At 58.9% G+C, this 17,953-nt stretch carries 13 protein-coding genes; 7 read left to right on the forward strand and 6 right to left on the reverse strand.

Annotated features, from left to right (window positions below; translation table 11 throughout):
- Positions 1–38: 38 nt before the first annotated feature.
- On the reverse strand, positions 39–1,886 hold the full coding sequence (locus G3M56_RS01265; protein ID WP_164364013.1) for an Hsp70 family protein: 1,848 nt from the start codon (positions 1,884–1,886) through the stop codon (positions 39–41).
- A gap of 225 nt (positions 1,887–2,111) precedes the next feature.
- On the opposite strand from G3M56_RS01265, the gene G3M56_RS01270 reads away from it, so the two are divergent.
- The 5 genes from G3M56_RS01270 (at position 2,112) to G3M56_RS01290 (ending at position 8,592) form a co-directional block, all read left to right on the forward strand.
- A complete protein-coding gene (locus tag G3M56_RS01270) occupies positions 2,112–4,130 on the forward strand; it encodes a discoidin domain-containing protein (RefSeq protein WP_164364011.1) in 2,019 nt (672 codons plus the stop codon).
- On the forward strand, positions 4,111–5,496 hold the full coding sequence (locus tag G3M56_RS01275) for a discoidin/SUN/FTP domain-containing protein (protein ID WP_164364009.1): 1,386 nt from the start codon (positions 4,111–4,113) through the stop codon (positions 5,494–5,496). The genes G3M56_RS01270 and G3M56_RS01275 overlap by 20 nt, the downstream gene beginning before the upstream one ends.
- An 81-nt stretch (positions 5,497–5,577) precedes the next feature.
- Positions 5,578–6,153, forward strand: coding sequence for an outer membrane protein (locus G3M56_RS01280; RefSeq protein WP_164364007.1), 576 nt, complete (start codon positions 5,578–5,580; stop codon positions 6,151–6,153).
- Positions 6,154–6,363: 210 nt separating this feature from the next.
- Positions 6,364–7,521 carry a porin gene (locus tag G3M56_RS01285; RefSeq protein ID WP_164364005.1) on the forward strand — a complete coding sequence of 386 codons (1,158 nt, stop codon included), beginning with the start codon at positions 6,364–6,366 and terminating at the stop codon, positions 7,519–7,521.
- Between the two features lie 117 nt (positions 7,522–7,638).
- On the forward strand, positions 7,639–8,592 hold the full coding sequence (locus G3M56_RS01290) for a hypothetical protein (RefSeq protein WP_164364003.1): 954 nt from the start codon (positions 7,639–7,641) through the stop codon (positions 8,590–8,592).
- A 238-nt stretch (positions 8,593–8,830) separates the two neighbouring features.
- Here G3M56_RS01290 and G3M56_RS01295 read toward each other — a convergent pair whose 3' ends face one another.
- Both G3M56_RS01295 and G3M56_RS01300 read right to left on the reverse strand, forming a co-directional pair.
- Positions 8,831–9,037 (reverse strand): hypothetical protein, encoded by a 207-nt coding sequence (locus tag G3M56_RS01295; RefSeq protein ID WP_164364001.1) that lies wholly within the window; start codon positions 9,035–9,037, stop codon positions 8,831–8,833.
- A 192-nt stretch (positions 9,038–9,229) separates the two neighbouring features.
- Positions 9,230–10,204, reverse strand: a complete 975-nt coding sequence (locus G3M56_RS01300) for a glycoside hydrolase family 130 protein (protein WP_164363999.1) — start codon at positions 10,202–10,204, stop codon at positions 9,230–9,232.
- Positions 10,205–10,393: 189 nt separating this feature from the next.
- Between G3M56_RS01300 and G3M56_RS01305 the strand changes: the two genes are divergently transcribed.
- Positions 10,394–11,095, forward strand: coding sequence for a PEP-CTERM sorting domain-containing protein (locus G3M56_RS01305; RefSeq protein WP_164363997.1), 702 nt, complete (start codon positions 10,394–10,396; stop codon positions 11,093–11,095).
- An 80-nt stretch (positions 11,096–11,175) separates the two neighbouring features.
- On the opposite strand, the gene G3M56_RS01310 is transcribed toward G3M56_RS01305, so the two are convergent.
- The gene (locus tag G3M56_RS01310) at positions 11,176–13,101 is read right to left on the reverse strand and encodes an alpha-L-fucosidase (RefSeq protein ID WP_164363995.1); all 1,926 of its coding nucleotides are present in this window, start codon (positions 13,099–13,101) and stop codon (positions 11,176–11,178) included.
- Positions 13,102–13,571: 470 nt separating this feature from the next.
- On the opposite strand from G3M56_RS01310, the gene G3M56_RS01315 reads away from it, so the two are divergent.
- A complete protein-coding gene (locus G3M56_RS01315; RefSeq protein ID WP_164363993.1) occupies positions 13,572–14,543 on the forward strand; it encodes a PEP-CTERM sorting domain-containing protein in 972 nt (323 codons plus the stop codon).
- A gap of 48 nt (positions 14,544–14,591) precedes the next feature.
- On the opposite strand, the gene G3M56_RS01320 is transcribed toward G3M56_RS01315, so the two are convergent.
- Together G3M56_RS01320 and G3M56_RS01325 are read right to left on the reverse strand one after the other, a co-directional pair.
- Complete coding sequence (locus tag G3M56_RS01320; protein WP_164363991.1) at positions 14,592–15,512, reverse strand: hypothetical protein; 921 nt, start codon at positions 15,510–15,512, stop codon at positions 14,592–14,594.
- Between the two features lie 369 nt (positions 15,513–15,881).
- Positions 15,882–17,873 carry a beta-N-acetylhexosaminidase gene (locus G3M56_RS01325; protein ID WP_164363989.1) on the reverse strand — a complete coding sequence of 664 codons (1,992 nt, stop codon included), beginning with the start codon at positions 17,871–17,873 and terminating at the stop codon, positions 15,882–15,884.
- Between the last annotated feature and the right edge of the window lie 80 nt (positions 17,874–17,953).

The following is a 17,953-nucleotide window of genomic DNA, read 5'->3' on the forward strand; positions in this document are numbered from 1 at the left end:
CGCGTCTTCTGAAAACTGCCAACTGAACACTAGCAAACTCACAACAACCCTCGCCGCTCCATGCTCTCCTCCATCGCCTTTTCCACCAGGCGGGCGGCGAGTTGTTCGGTGGCGTCGTCTAGTTTGCGGTTGGCTTGCTTGAGGCCGTTGGCGTCTTTGGTTTGCATCGCGGCTTCCACTGCGGCCACCGCGGCATCGATCTCAGCTTTCTCTTCCGCATCGATCTCATCTCCGAGCACTTCCATCGCAGCGGACACCGCAGGCAAGAGCTCGTCACTCTTCATCTTCGCCTCGGTCCAAATGCGGGCTTCCATGTCCTCGAACGCGTGGTCCACGCTGTCGGCGACCATTTGTTCGACCCGCTCATCCGCGACGTCGACCGCCGAGTTGGCAATTTCGAGCACGGTGTCTTCGTTGGTCTGAAGGTTGCGCGCCAGCACTTCGAGCACGCCATTTTCATCGATCTTGAACTGCACCCCCACACGGGCCTGCCCGCGTGGTGATGGCTCGAACGGCACGTCCACCCGCCCGAGTTCCCAGTTGTCCTTCGCCATCTCTCGCTCGCCTTGGAGGATGCGCACACACATCGCGCTCTGGCCGTCCACCGCGTTGGTGAAGACTTCTCCGGCCTTGGCGGGAATGGTCGAGTTGCGCGGCAGGATCACATTCATCAATCCACCGAACGTTTCGATCCCGAGCGACAGCGGCGTCACGTCCACCAGCACCATGTTGCGCAAGCTGCCCGACAAAATCCCCGCCTGCACCACCGCGCCCTTGGCGACCACTTCGTCCGGATCCTGGCTGGTATCCGGCTCCTGACCAAAGACCTCCGCCACGCTGGCCCGCACCGCAGGAATCCGCGTCGATCCACCGACCAACAACACCGACGCCAGATCCGCTGCTTCGACATTCGCGTCGATCAAAACCCGTCTGCAATGCGCGGCACAGCGAGCCAGATACGGCTGCAGCAGCCCCTCGAAATCATCGCGTGTGATCACTTCGCTCACGTGTGCGTTGCCACTAAAGAACGGGATCTCAGCCGTGACCTCGTCCGTCACACTCAGCTTGTGCTTCACGTCGCGAGCCACCTCCATCAGCTTCGCCCGCTCAAGAGCCGACAAATCGCCGTAGCCCTCTGGATCACGCCCATTGGCTGCCGCGAACCGTTGCCAGATCAGCCCGGCCAATTCGCGGTCAAAGTCATCGCCACCGAGCCGCGTGTCGCCCGCCGTTGCCAGCACATGAAAAACCCCGTCGTTGATGTCCAGCACCGACACATCGAACGTACCGCCACCCAGATCATAAACCGCCACCTTCTGCGCGCCCTCTTTGCGGTCCGCCCCGTAGGCCAGCGCGGCGGCGGTTGGCTCGGAAACGATTCGCTCCACCTCCAGCCCGGCCATCTCACCGGCGCGCATCGTCGCCTTGCGCTGGGCGTCGTTGAAATAAGCAGGCACCGTGATCACGGCGCGGCGTACGTCATGCTCGAGCGCCTCTTCCGCCACCGCTTTCAAGTGACGCAGCACATCCGCCGAGACCTCCTCCGGCGTTCGCGCTTCGCCATCGACCACCACTTTCACTCCGCCCCCGTCGCCGGCTTCCGTTTCGTACTCCGGCACCCATCCGGTTTCGCCCTGTCGCTGGCCGATCAAGCGCTTGGCCGAGTGGATCGTCCGCTCGGGTGTGAGCGCACGCTGGCGCAAAGCCGGCGCACCGACCACAGGAGCCCCGCCGCCGAGCGGATAATGCACGACCGACGGTGTCACACGCTCGCCATTGGCATCCGCCAACACAATGGGAAAACCGGAAACCACCGCCCCCACCAGCGAGTTGGTGGTTCCTAAATCGATACCGATAATCGTCGAGTCTGAAGAAGAAGTGGTCATAAGTTCGCGTGGTTCGGTCGCCGCAGGGTGGCTCGTTTCGGATTCAGGCGCAACCGTGATTGCCCTCTGTCGCGCAACAGCTATGGCCTCTGAGCACCATCCCTCTGCGTTGATTCCCAAGATTTCGCTGGCTGATCCGTTTCGTTTGCGCCGCTCTATTTGCACATTGTCGAAAGTTATCACACAGATATGCGTACTTCGTGCCCGCGTCACCCTCGCATTGCCATGATCAAATTCCTTCGCCTCGCCACTCTGTCGTTGCTCTGTAGCTCGGCGCTCACCTTTGCCGCCCCGGACTCCGATGACCTGCTCAAAGCCCACACGGAGAGCGTCCTCGAAAAAGCAAACCTCAGCGGCAAAGGACACGAGCGCTTCGCCGCAAAACTCCTCGAATCCACCGATTGGCAACACGAACTGTGGGACTCCGGCCCGGTATTCGATGAAGTCGAAGCCGTGCGCACGCTTTTCGCCATCTGGAAGAAGGATCCGAAAATGGCCACCCGCTCGGTGGACCGCAAAATGGCCACCGCGATCGCACTCGAAGGCCCAGGCCGCCGCTGGGAGCTCGAGCGCGCATTGGAGCGCTACATGTTCTTCCGCATCAAGTACGCCAAAGGCCTGCTCAACGTGCAGTACAAGGATTTGACCACCTTCGAGCGTCGCTACCTCGCCAATGGCGTCCAGCACGGTCACCTCAATGGCATCAAATCCATGGAGTACCAGAACGAGGAGGTCTGCCTCCCGGCCGAGCGCTACACCGGCGCCTGCTGGTACTCGCCTTATCTCCTTCACAACGCATTCGGCGACTCGATCCACGGCCCGCTTTACTACCGTCCATTCGAGAACTCCTACGACAACGCCGCCGAAATGGTCCACAAAGTCGGTGGCGTCTGCGGCTCACTTTCCAACTTTGGCGCCGCTGCTGCCATCGCCAACGGCGTACCCGCTGTAACCATGGGCGAGCCCGGCCACTGCGCCTATGCCGTGCGCATCGAGCCGGAAAACTGGTCGCCCGCCTACAGCCTGTCGTGGCAACGCGGCATCCACACCAGCTACTTCGGCGGCACGTGGGGCTGGCACATCCTCACAAACCAGGCCTACGACAACCGCGATGACGCCAGCACCGCAGGCGATCTGCGCCGCCTCGCCCAATACCACCTCAAGTCGGGCGACGCCGATGCCGCTCTCACTACCATCCAGCAAGCCCGCACCCAGTTCCCGGCAGACTGGCTCAACTGGCAAGCGTCTCTCGACCTGCTGCAGAAAACCAACGCCTCCAACCAAGCCTGGCAGGACTTGCACCAGGATGTGATCAAACATCTCGCCCCAATCTCCAGCGAGGTCGCCTTCCACATCCTCGACCAACACGTCTACGATCGCGTCATGCCAAAAGGTGAGTCCGCCGTCGGCCAACGCCGTAGCATCCTTCTCACCTTCCACAATGCATTCAACAACTGGGGGACCGGCCGCTGGGACTTTGCCAAGGCCCTCGACCGCCAGCTCAAACGCCTCGCCGCCGATGAGAAAACCGCGGATCAGTTCATGGTCTCCGTGTTCACCGAACACGCCGCGGAAAACCTCTTCTCACCTATCGTTCTTGAGCACCAATTGAAGCAGATCGGCGACGACGAACCACGCCTCCAACGCTACATCGCCGGCCTATCCCGCGCTCTCTCCACTGGCGGCGATAACGACGCCTACCGCAAGGTCGTCGAAACCATGGCCGCCAAGGTGCTGCCGGATGCCGCCCGCCGCGGCGACCGCGCGACCTTCCAGTTCGTTGGTAAGTTGTCCGCCAAATACTACGATCCTTGCGACGTCAACCCGGAGCCATTCCCAGGTATGCTGCTGAGCTCCGGAGGCGCGTTCTCCATCACCAAACCAGGCAATCGCTGGGACAGCCCAAGCCAACACTGGGGCGTCATCGAACCTCACGGCGGCACGTTCCACACCGACCACACACCTGCCACCGCCACCGTCCAGCTCGGTAACTTCGGTCGCCTTACCGGTGTCGTCATCGTGACCCGCAACAGCCACTTCTACCGCATGGGCAATGCCAAGCTTCAGGTCTCCACTGACGGCGACCGCTGGACGGACGTCCACACGTTCACCAAGCACCAGCGCATCTACCGCATCGACCTCAGCGATCAAAATATCGACGCAGGCTACGTCCGCGTCTTCCAGCCAAACCACGGCTCCATTCACTTCAATAAGTTCCACGTCTATGGCCACAAGCAGAACTAAGACCTCTCTCCTCACCCTCGCTCTGGCGGCCACTCTGACCATCGGAGCTAACGCGGAGATCACGCGCATCGACACATTCAACCAGGCCCGCAGCGAAGCAAAATCCGCCGACGAGCCGCTGGTCGTCTTTGTCCATGGCAAATCATGGCACCCGGCAAGCGAGCGTTTCCTCGAAGGCATCTGGCACGGTGAGGACCTCGCGTCGCTCATCCAGGGCGACGTCGTCATGACCGACGTTCACATCCGCCAAAACCTCACCAAGGAAGAGGCCGAGCGCGACAAGAAATCCCGCGAAGGATGGGTCGAAGGTCGCCAACCAAGCTACCCCGCGGTGCAGGTTTACAGCCCTGAAGGACAACTGCTCGCTCATTTGAAGGGAGCCAACCTGCGCGACTCCGCCAAACCGGAGCAACTCGCCCCATTGCTCAACCCGATCCTCGACGCCGCACGCCAACGCGAAAAACTGCTCGCCACCTACGAGTCCGCCAAAAAGGCAGACGACCAGAAATCCGCTCTCGAAGCCCTCTGCGAACTCGTCTTGCTCCCGATCAATCCGGAGCCAAAAATGGCCGAAATGTTCGCCGCCGTGGATCCAGACGACACCTCAGGCTGGCAATCCCGCCTTCAGTTCAAAGGCTGGAACTACATGCGCGACGTCACCAAGCAACTTAACGAAGGCAAGGCCGAGCTCGTGTTGGAAGAAGCTGAGAACTTGCTCAAAAACTCCCACTTCACCAAGGAACAACGTGCACTGATCCTCGGAGCCAAAGCCCGCGCGCTCACCTCCCAGGGCCAGCTCAAAGAAGCTTGGGCCACTTTCCAACAAGCCGCCAAACTCGATCAAGACGGCCCGAACGGAAAAGCCTTGCTGAAATACGGCCGCCGCGCCGCCGGCATCCCGTCCCGCACGGTCTTCGAGCCGGGATCGCCACTCGCTACCGCCAGCATTGGAGAAAACCTGACCGCAGGACGCGCGAGCTACACCCTCTCGTCCCAAGCCCACGACGACGGAGCCGCCCACCACACGCTCTTCTCCGGTGCATTCGCCCGGAAAGGCGCGGCATTCCACACCGCCAAAGAGGCAGGGGCACACATCGTCATCGATCTCGACGGCCTGTGTGAACTGCGCGCCATGCGCATCACCAACCGCAGCAACATCCACGAACGCGCCGACGGACTCACCGTCTGGGCATCGAACGACAAATCCACCTGGACCAAAGTCTGGCAGGCAGATTCCATCGAAGCTTCATGGGATGTCCTCCTCGACTCCCCGGTCGATGCCGCGTTCCTCAAAATCGGACTCCCGCAAAACAAGTCCAACTTCCTCCACCTGCGCGGCGTCGATGCCTTCGGCACCCGCAAGTAGTTGATCAACAAGCACCAACTCCCATCATCGGTGAGCTGCGACTTGAATCATTAAGATTTCCGTACTACTAATAGCTCCGATATGAAAAACGCGTGGATCCCAACCCTCATCGGATGCGCCGCCTTCTGGGCCGGTAGCACGTCACAGGCCAACGCCGGACTCCAAATCGACGGCGGCATCAATTGGCTCAACCCTACCGAAGGTGAGGAGAACGCCATGCTCGGTGCCAACGTCGAAGTCGGCGGTTATGTCCCGGGCATCACCATCGACTCGTTCATCGGCCTCAACGTGCTCATCGCAGGCGACAGTGACTCCAACCTCGATCTCTCCCAGGACGTCGATCACCTGTCCGCTCTCGCCATGTACCGCGCGCACTTCCCCGTTGGGCTCTCCGGCACCTTCAAAATCTACGGCGAAGGCGGAGTCGGACTCAGCCGCACCGGCATCAACCTCACCAACGACCGCAAGGACCTCGTCGATATCGATAACTACGGGCTCGGGTACACCTTCGGCTTCGGCGGCGAACTCGCTGTAACCGAGAACATCGCTTTCGACCTCGGTTATAACTTCCTCGGAGTCACTGAAGTAACCGGCCTCGACAACACCTACGGCGGCAACTTCCACTCGATGCGCCTCAATCTCGTCTTCCGCTTCTAACCGAAGCATCTCCAGCTATACGGCCGCGCTGCCCTCGTGCAACGCGGCCGCTTTTTGTGCGACGATAGCAGCTCTCATCACCAATTTCCCACAGCGGGTCTTCGTGCAATTGCCGCAGCCTGCCACCCCTCCCAACTTCCCCTCCATTGCCCCACTTTCGGAGGTGCCCGGCCGCAACCCGGACTCTCCCGTTATCCATAACACACACATATGAAGCAAAAAACACGTATTGCAGCATTGGGCCTGGCGCTGACCACAGTCGCCGCCAGCTTCGCAGGCACCTCGGCCAAGGAAGTCACTCCTGTCGAGCCAGCAGCTACCAAGTCGCTCTGCGAGCGCATCTGGGACATCCCAGTGCTCTACAAGAACGACGATAACAAAATCATCAGCGATTTCCGCCTCGTCGGCCGTCTCCACTCCCAGTACGCATGGGTGGACAGCGACCAGGGCACCTACAACGACTACGAAACACGTCGCGCATGGCTCGGCTTCAGCGCCACCATGGCAGACAAGAAGCTCAAGATCGTCAACCGCTGGCGCATGAAGGGCATCGAGTTCGAAGACTTCGATCCTGAGATCAACAACATCTTCGAGGCCTACGCGACCTACGCGTTCAGCCCTGAGTTCAACCTGCGCGCAGGTAAGGTCAAAGCGGCCATGACCCGCGAGTACGCCACCTCGTCGAATAAGATCATCACCGTCGAGCGCTCGGCCATCATCTCCAAGTTCGTCGCTGACGCTCCTTGGGGTGTCGACGTCAAAGGTAAGATCGACAAGTGGTCGTACACCGCCGGTATCTATGCCGACACCTACGACGGTCGCTACGACCAGTGGTTCGGCGACGACGCAGAGCCATTCGGTATCCTGCGCCTCAGCTACGACACCTCCGGCATCCTGATGGAGAAGTCGGACGTCGCTCTCGACTACGGTGTCGCCAGCCGCGTCTCCGGCCCTGCTGGTCTCGGTAACGAGAACATCGTGTCCCTCAGCTTCGGTGGTCAGTGCGGAAACTTCGGCCTCCAGACCGACGCCCTCAGCGGTTTCGGCGCAGGCGAAGAACAGTACGGCCTCGTCCTCATGCCTAGCTACGACCTTACCGACAAGCTTCAGGCTGTCTTCCGCTACCAGCTGGCCTACGGCACCGACAACTCGCTCAAGCTCCAGCGCTATGAGCGCAAGGTCACCAGCTCGGGAGCTGAAGACTACAATGCCTTCTACGGCGGCCTCAACTACTACATCTGCGACCACAAGCTCAAGCTCATGGGCGGCGTGGAATACGCTACCGCTGGTGTCGACGACAGCATCTCCGACGATGCCGACGCCTACAACGGCTGGACCTTCATGCTCGCTGCACGCATGCACTTCTAATCGAAGTTCATAGCAAGCGTCTCAAATTCAACGCGCGCCGGAAAATCGTCATCGATTTTCCGGCGCGTTTTTGTTTCATAAACAGAACACCGTTCAAACAGACGCTCACTCCTCGCCATGAACACAGCATCCGTCGTCACCCTCGTCGTCCTCTCGTCCGCCGCATCGGCCGGCATCACATGGATGGCCACCAAAAACTCATCTCCCGCCGAGGCAGCCCCTCCGGCCGTGGTCGAGAAAACCGTCACCAATACCGTCGTTGCCGCCACGGATGCCCCCGCCGCAACCACCCCGGAAGCTACCACTCCCTGGAGCGGCGCGACCAACACCACCGCAAAACAATCACGCGAAGAGTCCACCCGCCCGGAAGGCGTCTCCGAAGAAGTCTGGGAACGCGCGACCCAACAAGCCGGCATGATGCAAATGTGGGGCAAACGCATGGAACAAGGAGGCCAACGCTGGATGAACCGCAACGTCGACCGCGACTCCCAACGTATCGCCAACCACCTCGGACTCGATGAAGCAGGCTCGGAGCGGATCAATCAATTGCTCCGCCAACGCATGGAAAAGGCCGCCGAACGCCCACGCGAAATCTTCTCCAGACTCACCGCCAATAACGACGTCCTCGCCGAACTCATCGCCCTGCGCGAAATGGGCCAACAAGAAGGCGGACTCAATGCCGAACTCGCCGCTCGCCAGGAACAACTCCAACGCGAAGTCCTCGGAGAATACTACCCCGAAGACGGATCTCTCGATGAACGCGGCATCATGGGCATGATGCGCCCGCAAATGCCAGAACGCTGGTACCGCGACGAAGCACTCCTCACCGAAATGGCCGACGGCCTCGACGACCAGTCCCTCGACAGCCTCAGCGAGTACGCCACCCGCATGGACTACCTCGATCGCGAAAACCAGGCCTACCGCTCAAGCACCCGCATCGAACGTCGCATCCCGCTCGACGAGGGCCAGTCCAACGCACTCTTCCAGCTTTACCTGGAAAATGAGAACCCATCTCGCGAACAACTCGGCCAAATCCTCACCCCGGAACAACTCGAGAAACTCGGCGAGTAACACCATTTGAACGGTCAAATTGGCGGAATGGCGGAGAGCTTTTTCGAGTGAGGCAAGGCGCGAACCGCGATGCTAGCGGGCTACCTGAGCTGTGAGCAACGCAGCATCACTCAAAAAGATCCCGCCAAGATCACCTTCTTCATCTCTGATCCTACTCACTCAATCCCCATTGGTTCCGACAAGGTGACCGTTTATATGGTGTAACCCACCACCACGCTGCGGCAAAGCCCCATACCGTTCAGCTCCTGCATCGTCGCCCGCCCATCGCGAAGCGCCAGATCACCATCCCAATCGTCGTCAGTGGGCAACGGGACTTGCCGGGGAAACACCCCGGCCCCATCGCACTACCACCGTCGATCGCAACGCCACCGTCCATCGCACTACCACCGTCCATCGCGCCGCCACCGTCCATCGCGCCGCCACCGTCCGCCACCGTCCGCCGCATTCCGCCGCACCGTCGCGCCTCAGTACTCCGTCGCGAAGCGACGCCCTACCGGCTAGCCGGAGGTTTCAACCTCCGGTATCAACACCGCACAACATCTCGTCCCGAAGGGACGGTTTACCCCGCCGCCACAACGCATCGGTTCCGCCCAACGCGCCAGCGAGCTGCACACGAAAAGCTAGCACCCTAGCAAACTCACTCACACTCAGCGACCAACTGCCCAACCGTCGCTTCGGCCATGCCCACCACCGTATCAGCAGCGCCATAATACACCCGCACTTTCGCATCACTGCCGATTCGCCCAGACGCATCCGCCTCCACCACCATCCCCGACGGAAACACCACATTGGGCACCTGCCCCATGAACTCCCACGGCTGACGAGGTTCCAGCACATTCATCGGCGAACGTGCCACCACCTTGCCCGGATCGTCCCGATCCAACACGGTCACCCCGCCCTGGTAGACATTGCAACCCGCAAAATGCGTCGCAATCCCGTGGTAGAGATGCAGCCAGCCACCACCCAGTGAGTCATCCAACCGCACCGGTGGCGGCCCCGATCCAATTCGCTCGTCCCAATAATGCCAGCGACCACTCATCACGGTTTTCTCCAACTCCCAATGCTCCAGATCGTCACTGGTCGCGAGACAGATCGCATCGCCGCTCGTCGGGCCGCCCTCCAGGCTCATTCCATTCGGTCGCTCCAGCCGCACATAGCGCCCACCGATCTTCTCCGGAAACAACACCCCATTGCGGCGGTCGCCTGAGGCATCAAAGCCGACCATCTCGAACTCACTGAGATCATTACTAACACAGCGTGATGTCACCAATCGACAACCCGCATCCGTATCCACCGCCGCCACCATCATCAACTCGCCTTCCAGCACGGTCAGGCGCGGGTCGTAGACGTGGAAAATCTGCTCGGGGCGCTTCTCAAGCCCACGGATCTTCGCCGCGTGCGCCAGCACCTGCATGCTGCCGTCACCACGCCGCTCGGCCGGCACCAGCCAACTGCGACGCCCACGGTCCTGCACCCGCAGCATCAACCATTCCCGCCCCTTCCATACCGCCGCCCCTGGGTTGAACACACTGGTCACGTCCGTCAGTTCACGGCAAATCGCCGGCACGTCATCACGTGTCAGCACTGGCGTCGGGAAGGTCTTCATATGCATGCCTGCAGTCCTACCCAACCCTGGATCACAGGGCAATCCAAACCAACGTCCGAATCGGCAAATACCGAAGAGGCAATGCCATTACTTTCAAAACTTTGGATTTACACAAACAACTACTTATGTACAAACAGACTTACTCATTGTCGGCCTAACAGGTCTCACAGTGGAAACAAACAACAACAAAGCAACATGAAGCCCATTGCACTCACCCTTGCAGCCCTCTCCATGGCAGGTGCGCTTCACGCATCCACAATCAGCGTGAACTTCACCGGCGGAAACGCTAACGAACAACTTGAGACCGACATGACAGCCGGTCTCGCCGGCTACGAAGCCTCCCACTGGAACAACACTTCAGGGCCTAGTGGCGCCATGAACGACCTCGTCGACTCCACCGGCTTCACCACCAGCGCATCCGTTTCCTGGTCGTCGCCGAATACCTGGGGCGATGGCAGCGCCACAGGTGACGCAAACGCCATGGTCGCCAACGCCCGACTGGTCCGCGGATACATCGACGACGGCTGGGACGGCCACCCGACAGGCGCCGACTTCACAGTAACCGGCATCAGCTACTCTACCTACACGGCTATCCTCTACCTCTCAACCGGCGCCGACGGCGGAATCTACAATCCATTCAATGTCAACGGCAACGAGTACTCGACCACAGGGAACAAGAGCACATGGGGCTCCAACCCAAATCTAGACGACTCCAACACCATCGTCATCAATGGACTCAGCGGTGACCTCGTCGTGGACGGACTCGGTCGACAAGGTGGCAACCGCGGACCAATCGCAGGATTCCAAATCGTTGGAGGCAGCCCGATCCCGGAACCAAGCTCAGCCGCACTCCTCGGTCTCGGCGGACTCGCACTCACCCTCCGTCGCCGAAAGTAACTGGCTGCAGATTTCCAACATCAATTCTCCACAGTGGCCCTCGCCTCGGACAGCTCCGGACGAGGGCCAATTTCATTTCGCTACTTCACGATCCCGATCTCAGCCGCAGTCACATGTTCGCCTTCCAGCACCTTGAGCGCATGGAATCGGATGAAACGCGTGCGCACGGGATCTCCAAACATCACATTCTGCATGATCGGGTTGGCAGCGATGTTACCAAACTCGCCCACAGCAGCTTCCTCCCAATTCTCGCCATCCTCGCTGAGCATCACGCGATAATGCGTCACCACACCACTGTGGCTCCCATCCTGCCGCGGCAAGTAGTTCACGCCCTTGATCTCCGTCACGTCGCCCAGATCGATGGTCACAAACTGAGGCACCCCTGATTCACGATCCCCCAGATGGGTGTGCCATAAGGTGGCTGAATTGCCATCGATCCCTTGGGCGGCGGGGCCGTCAGGCGACTCCGCCGACACGGCCACCACTTTCCATCCGGTCTTGTCTACCAACGACAACTCTGGATAGCGGACATCCACCGGATAGATCTTCTGACGGTGAATCGAAATCTCGGACAACGCAGGTGCCACGGGCCCATTGAAGTCGAAACGCAGCTTTTCCACGCTCATCGTCTGCCCACGCCAAACCTTGCGGGCTCCAATCGACTGCCCTTGAGCAAAGCGCACCCAATCCCCTTGCTCATTCTCATAAGAAATCGACCACTCGTGCACTCGTTGACCTAACGGCAAGTATTCGCGCATCGAGATCAGGTCAAACTCGATCGGCTCCTCAAACTCCATCACCACCTGGTTCTTCTTCCGGCCATCCGCCGTCGACCAATAAGTCGCTCCATCCTGATCGACTAAATAGCCAACACCGAATCCCTCTCCCCGAGAGTCGGAAGCCGTGACCTCCGCGCCTTGCGCCAGATCAACCGCAAAGGTCTCACTCACCGACCGCTGAAACGCCTCCAAAATCATCGCATCCATCGCGGGAATCTGCCCGCGCCAGTCTGGCGGAACATTCAAGTTCAGCGATGCCCCTCGCCCCACCGACTCATAGTAGAGCTTGAGCAAGTTCTCCACGCTTCGCACCTTGGCATTCTCATGGGCATGGTAAAACCACCCAGGACGAATCGATACATCCACCTCCGCCGGTAGCCACTGCCCGTCTTTGTGTCCATTGAACCCCTGCTTGTACTTCACCACGCCAGGTGCCGGATTCTTCCCTGGCTGGTTCGACTCCGGACGGTACGTCGCCCAGCACGGCAGGCCGGCCTCACCATGCTCGTTACCTACCCACCGCACATCCGGTCCAACGTCCGAAAAGATCACCGCATCCGGCTGCAGCTCCCGCACAATCTGCCACGTGTTCTCCCAATCATAGTACGTCGATCGGTCAATCTTACGCTCGCCTCGGTCCCCACCATAATAACCAGTGCCTCCATTGGCTCCATCAAACCAAACCTCGAAGACCTCTCCATAGTTGGAAAGCAACTCGGTCAGCTGGTTGCGGAAGTACTCAATATACTCCGGACGCCCGTAATCCTTATGGTTGCGGTCCCAAGGTGAAAGATAGACACCGAACTTCAACCCGTGCTTTCGACACGCGTCGGAGATCTCTTTCACAATGTCCCCCTCTCCATCTTTGTAAGGGCTGTTCTTCACCGAGTGCTCGGTATACGCCGACGGCCACAAACAGAACCCGTCATGGTGCTTTGCTGTTAGAATCAGCCCTTTCATCCCACCGGCCTTCAGGGTCCGCACAATCTGGTCGGCATCAAAATCCGTCGGATTAAACACCTCAGGCGACTCATCCCCAAATCCCCATTCCTTGTCGGTAAACGTGTTCGTCGTGAAATGCACAAAAGCGTAAGTCTCAAGCTGATGCCACTTCAATTGCCGCTCTGAAGGCACCGCCCCATAGGGCTCCGGAGGTAGCACATCCGCCAGAGCCGGAAACGTCAAACACGCCCCCAGCACAAGCATTTTCGAAATTGATGTCATCATAGTCAGCTTCCGTATTTTGAATCACTCAACCGGCACTCGAACCGGTGCCGTCCCAATACGCCCGAACCCACCCCGGTTTTCACAAAAATTTGTGCACCCCGAAACACACACCCAGAACAACCTACTGAAAAAAAATCTCAAACGAACACAACGACCGCACAAAACAATACACCGAACCGCCCCCCACCTGAAACCGAGAGACGTTTCGGCATGACGAACACCACACTCGCTCAAACCACATAACAACATACCTCCAACGGCCCCCGGGGTCACACCGAACCTACGGATCAACTCAATGCATCCCCTCCCACCACCGCCGCGTAGCGTCCTTTGCCTGCAGATGCCAATCGGCCCCATCCCCGACGCACCTGACCAGCCAATCCGCCCATCCTCACACACCTTGAATCCTCCACGTCCCCCATGAGTTACCACCCGCCCACACAAAATAACATCCGCCCACCTCGATCCCAATGAAACTCGCTCACCTGCTCACCTTGAGCTCGCTCGCTCTGATCCAGAGCACCCAGGCCGTCACCGTCGTCCTCGACTACACCTACGACACCAACAATTTCTTCGGCAACGCCCAAGCCAAAGCCTCGCTTGAAGCGGCCGTTGCCCAATACACCTCGGTCATCGACCAATCGTTCAGCGCCATTACCCCGGGAGGATCCAACACATGGGATGCCGTATTCCTCGATCCATCCACCGGTCAGGAGCGGCGCGTAACCGATCTCGTCATCCCCGCCGACACCATCGTCATCTACGTCGGCGCCCGCGACCTCAATCCGGTCGGCTCTGGAACCCCTGGGAACCCATTGGCACGCAACCTCGGACGCGCCGGACGTGGCGGCTTCTCCGCCAGCGGAACCTTGGAATTTAACGAAGCCGTCTTACGCGGTGACTCGGCCGACAAATACGCACTCTGGGGAGGCGTCGCCACCTTCGACATCAACGCGGACTGGCAACTCGACCACACATCATCCGCCATCGGATCCGAGCAGTCGGATTTCTACACCGTGGCTGTCCACGAGCTTGGGCACCTCTTCGGCATCGCCGCGGACAACGACGCGTGGAATGATCATTGGACCCAGGGCTCTACGGTCGGGGACCCTGGACAGTTCACTGGAGTCAATGCCCTCGCAGCCTACAACAGCGACAACGGGCTCACAGCCTCATTCGTCCCCACCGTGCTTGCATCAGTCGAGGATCCAACAAACCGTCACTTCCTCGAGGGTCTCGAATCCTACCTCCCGGGAACCACCACGCTACAAGAAGCGTCCCTCGACCCAACCATTCTAAACGGCACCCGCAAACACCTCACCAACGTCGACATCGCAGCCCTCTACGACATCGGCTGGCGCGTCCCGGAGCCCTCCACCTCCATCATGCTCGCCCTCAGCGCCACCACCCTCATCCTCCGCCGCAGACGCTACGGGTTTTGAGGCATCTTAAAGGGCTAACCACCAGCCAGCCACCCAAGATCCTGAGAGTCAGGGTTTCGCTGGAAGCTCGTAGGTTCCTATTTCGTGAGTAAGCCAATAGAGCGTGACTGATTTCGTTTGATCGCTGACATTGAAGAAGAGCGGAACCGATATCTCCTGAAATTCACCCCTATGTTTTTGGGTTGTTGTACTCCATTGCCAGTCAAGGTTATCCGGTTGCCACTTCGACCCGACACCAAGCAATGGAATCAGGAATCCATCGTTGGTTTGCAACTTGAAATCGTGAGAACTAAGGCGGAAGACGCTTTGTGGTGTAATATTCAGGTCGAGCTGGATAAGTCTGCCATGTGTGGGCTTGGTTTGAAATATTCGCACCACACCTCGCTCCTGCGTCTGCCATTGGAACGATTTGGTAAAATTGCTATTGGCCAACTCAGCCGAAAACTGCCCCAGTGATTTGAACGGTTGGGAGATAGGCTGTTTCGCTTTACTAATTTTCAGAGGTGTCTCAATGCCTGCGTAAGAGAAGGTGAATTGCTCCGTGGTTTGGGGCAATGCGAACACCAGCGAAGTGATAGATTCGGTCTGATTGGCTGCATCTTTTTCACGATTAAACTGCTGCCACTGATGATAATCCCGATAAAATCCTCGCCGATCAATCTCACCCAATGGTTTAATTTGTTCGCCTTCCTGTGGAGTCAAGGGGCCTTTGGCGTAAATATCTTTCCCATAGATATGAAAACGATTTTCTTCGGCATGCCAAGTGATGTCGATCTCACCTCTCACCACCACAAGCCGAAACCCATCTGCGACGGTCAGTTTACTATTGAGCTCAGTGCCGACATGAATCACCGAATGGCAAGGCAGTTCGTTGTATGCTTGAGCGGTCAACTCGAGGCTAACCGTTGATTGATTCCCAGCAAATAGCACAGCGCAGACGGCGAAATAAATAACAAAGAAACGAGTCACGATAATCTCAATTTGGTAGTCTAAGTGAGAGTAGATGCGCGCGAGGGGGGACTACGCAACGTTTTTCTGTAAAAGCGGTTAGATTGGCACCTGATGCATGACAGGATTCCGGCTTCACGAACTGCCAATTAACTTGATGGCTTCAGTCTCGTGGCTCCGGCGAGCGCCCCCCCAGGAGAATACGCCACCAATCCTCGGCCGAGCGTACGATGCAGCCAAGGCGTAGCTCCCACCCGCAGGCCGCTCCCGACACGACAAGACACCCTAAGTTAGCACCATTCTGGACATGCCTCGATCTCGGCATGAAAAATGGCCGCACTCCCGGAGGTGGGAGTGCGGCCATTGATTTGGAATCAAGAAAGCTTGCGGTTAGTTGGCGAGCTGCATTTTGATCTCACCATTCGAGTCGGTGCCGCCGCTGCCTTTGACCTTGGCCTGGATGGTGTACTTCGCACCCGGCTTGAAGGCTTTGAGCTCGAGGCTGTAGACGATGCCCTTAAGGTTGTTTCCGCTGAAGCCGTCGTGCTTGTCGGTTGAGACGACCTTGCCGTCTTCGAGCAAGTGCACTTCGCTGATATCCAGTGCGTGAGCGCCTTTGCTGTAGAGGAAGACAACATCGTACTTACCCTCGGCCTTCACCACCTCGCCAGCTGGCACGTCGATGGTCTGCCAATCGGCGAGCGAGCCGTTGGCCGACCATGTGCCGACTTTCGACCAGTTGAAGAAGTCCTTCGCCGAATACGACGTGAGGTCGACATTGGCGTAGCCGATACCCTGAATGTCCCAGCGCTTGAACTGACGCTTCATGCGCTCGGTGAACGACTTGTAGTCCTTCTTGTCGCGCGGCGTCCAGCCCACCTCGGCGTAAGCAGCGAGGCGTGGGTAGATTTGGTATTCCATGCGCTCGACGGTAGGAATCCATTCACCCCACATCTGGCATCCAAGGCCCTTGATCGAATTTTCCTCCTCTGGGGTGAGGCCGCCGATGATCGGCTCGAAGTCGTAGGCTTTACGCAGGGAAATCGTGCCGTAGCCGTAGTCGAGGTAGGTTCCGCCGTGCCACGAGTTGACGATGCGGTGACCGTTTTTGATCGCGCGACGTGCCAGGTCGGCGCCGCCCTTCCAGAAATGAACGACGGTGTCCGGATCCAGCGAGCTCGCCTTGGCGGTCTGGCCGTCTTTGAGGAAGCCGTGGAGGTCATCGCCGAGGATTTCGTTCCAGCCCATGATGTTGCGCCCTTTGCTCTGGACGATCTGGGCGACGCGGTTGGTGAAGTAGATCTGGACGTCGGCCATGGTCTTGAGACCTTCGCGCTCCATCATCTGCTTCACACTCTCGCTGGACTTCCAGTGGTCAAAGCGCACCTCGTCACCGCCGATGTGGATGATCTGCGACGGGAACAACGCCACCACTTCGTCGAGCACGTCGCTAATGAACTGGTAGGTGAACTCAGACGACGGATCGTACACGTCGATCGCCTTGCCGAAGACCGTCATCACTTCGATCGGCTCTTTGCGGGTGCCTAGCTCAGGGTACGAGGCAATGGCGGCAACCGCGTGACCCGGCATGCCGATTTCCGGCACGATGGTGATGTGGCGGTCGGCAGCGTACTTGAGGATGTCTTTGATTTGCTCCTGGGTGTAGAAGCCGGAGTGAGGCTCACCCGAGCGGGTCGGGCTACCCCAGGTACCGGTCTGTGTGTCGGTGCGCTTGGAGCCGATTTCGGTCAACTTCGGGTACTTTTTGATCTCGATACGCCAACCCTGGTCGTCGGTGAGGTGCCAATGGAAGACGTTCATCTTGAGCGCCGCCATTTGGTCGAGCAGCTTCTTCACTTCCTTTTCGCCCTTGAAGTGGCGGGCTTCGTCGAGCATGAACGCGCGCCAGGCGAAGCGAGGCTGGTCTGTGATCGAGGCGACGGGAAGTTCCCAGTTCACGCCGGCAGCAGGCTCGCTGGAGACGACTTCCTCAGGAAGCATCTGCTTGAGCGTCTGGATGCCGTAGAATACACCGGCAGGCTCGGCACCGACGATCACAACGCCCTGCTCACGCACGTCGAGCTTGTAGCCTTCCTCGCCGAGCTCGCCTTTGAGCGATGGGTTCAAGCGCAGAACTATGCCTGATTTGGCTTCTGCGTCGTCGATCTTGAGCGTCCAGCCCGTGGCAGGAGCGAGCGCGGACTGCAGCGCCTTGGCTTCGTTTGCCAGCACGGAGGGTGCGTGGATCACAGTATCGGCGCTAAGCTGATAGCCACCGGCGCGGATCTCGGCGGCTGCCGGCTCCGGAATGATGAGTTCGTTCTTGGCCGAGGCAAATGCCAACGGCACACATGCCAAAAGTGGAAGGATGTTCAGTTTCATGAGCGGGCTGCAGTACAGTGGTTGAGGGCGAAGTATTTCAAAATTCTTCGCCGGGCTGGTGACAGATTCCGCAATTGCCC

The organism is Sulfuriroseicoccus oceanibius (genome assembly GCF_010681825.2).
Classification (GTDB): Bacteria; Verrucomicrobiota; Verrucomicrobiia; order Verrucomicrobiales; family SLCJ01; genus Sulfuriroseicoccus; species Sulfuriroseicoccus oceanibius.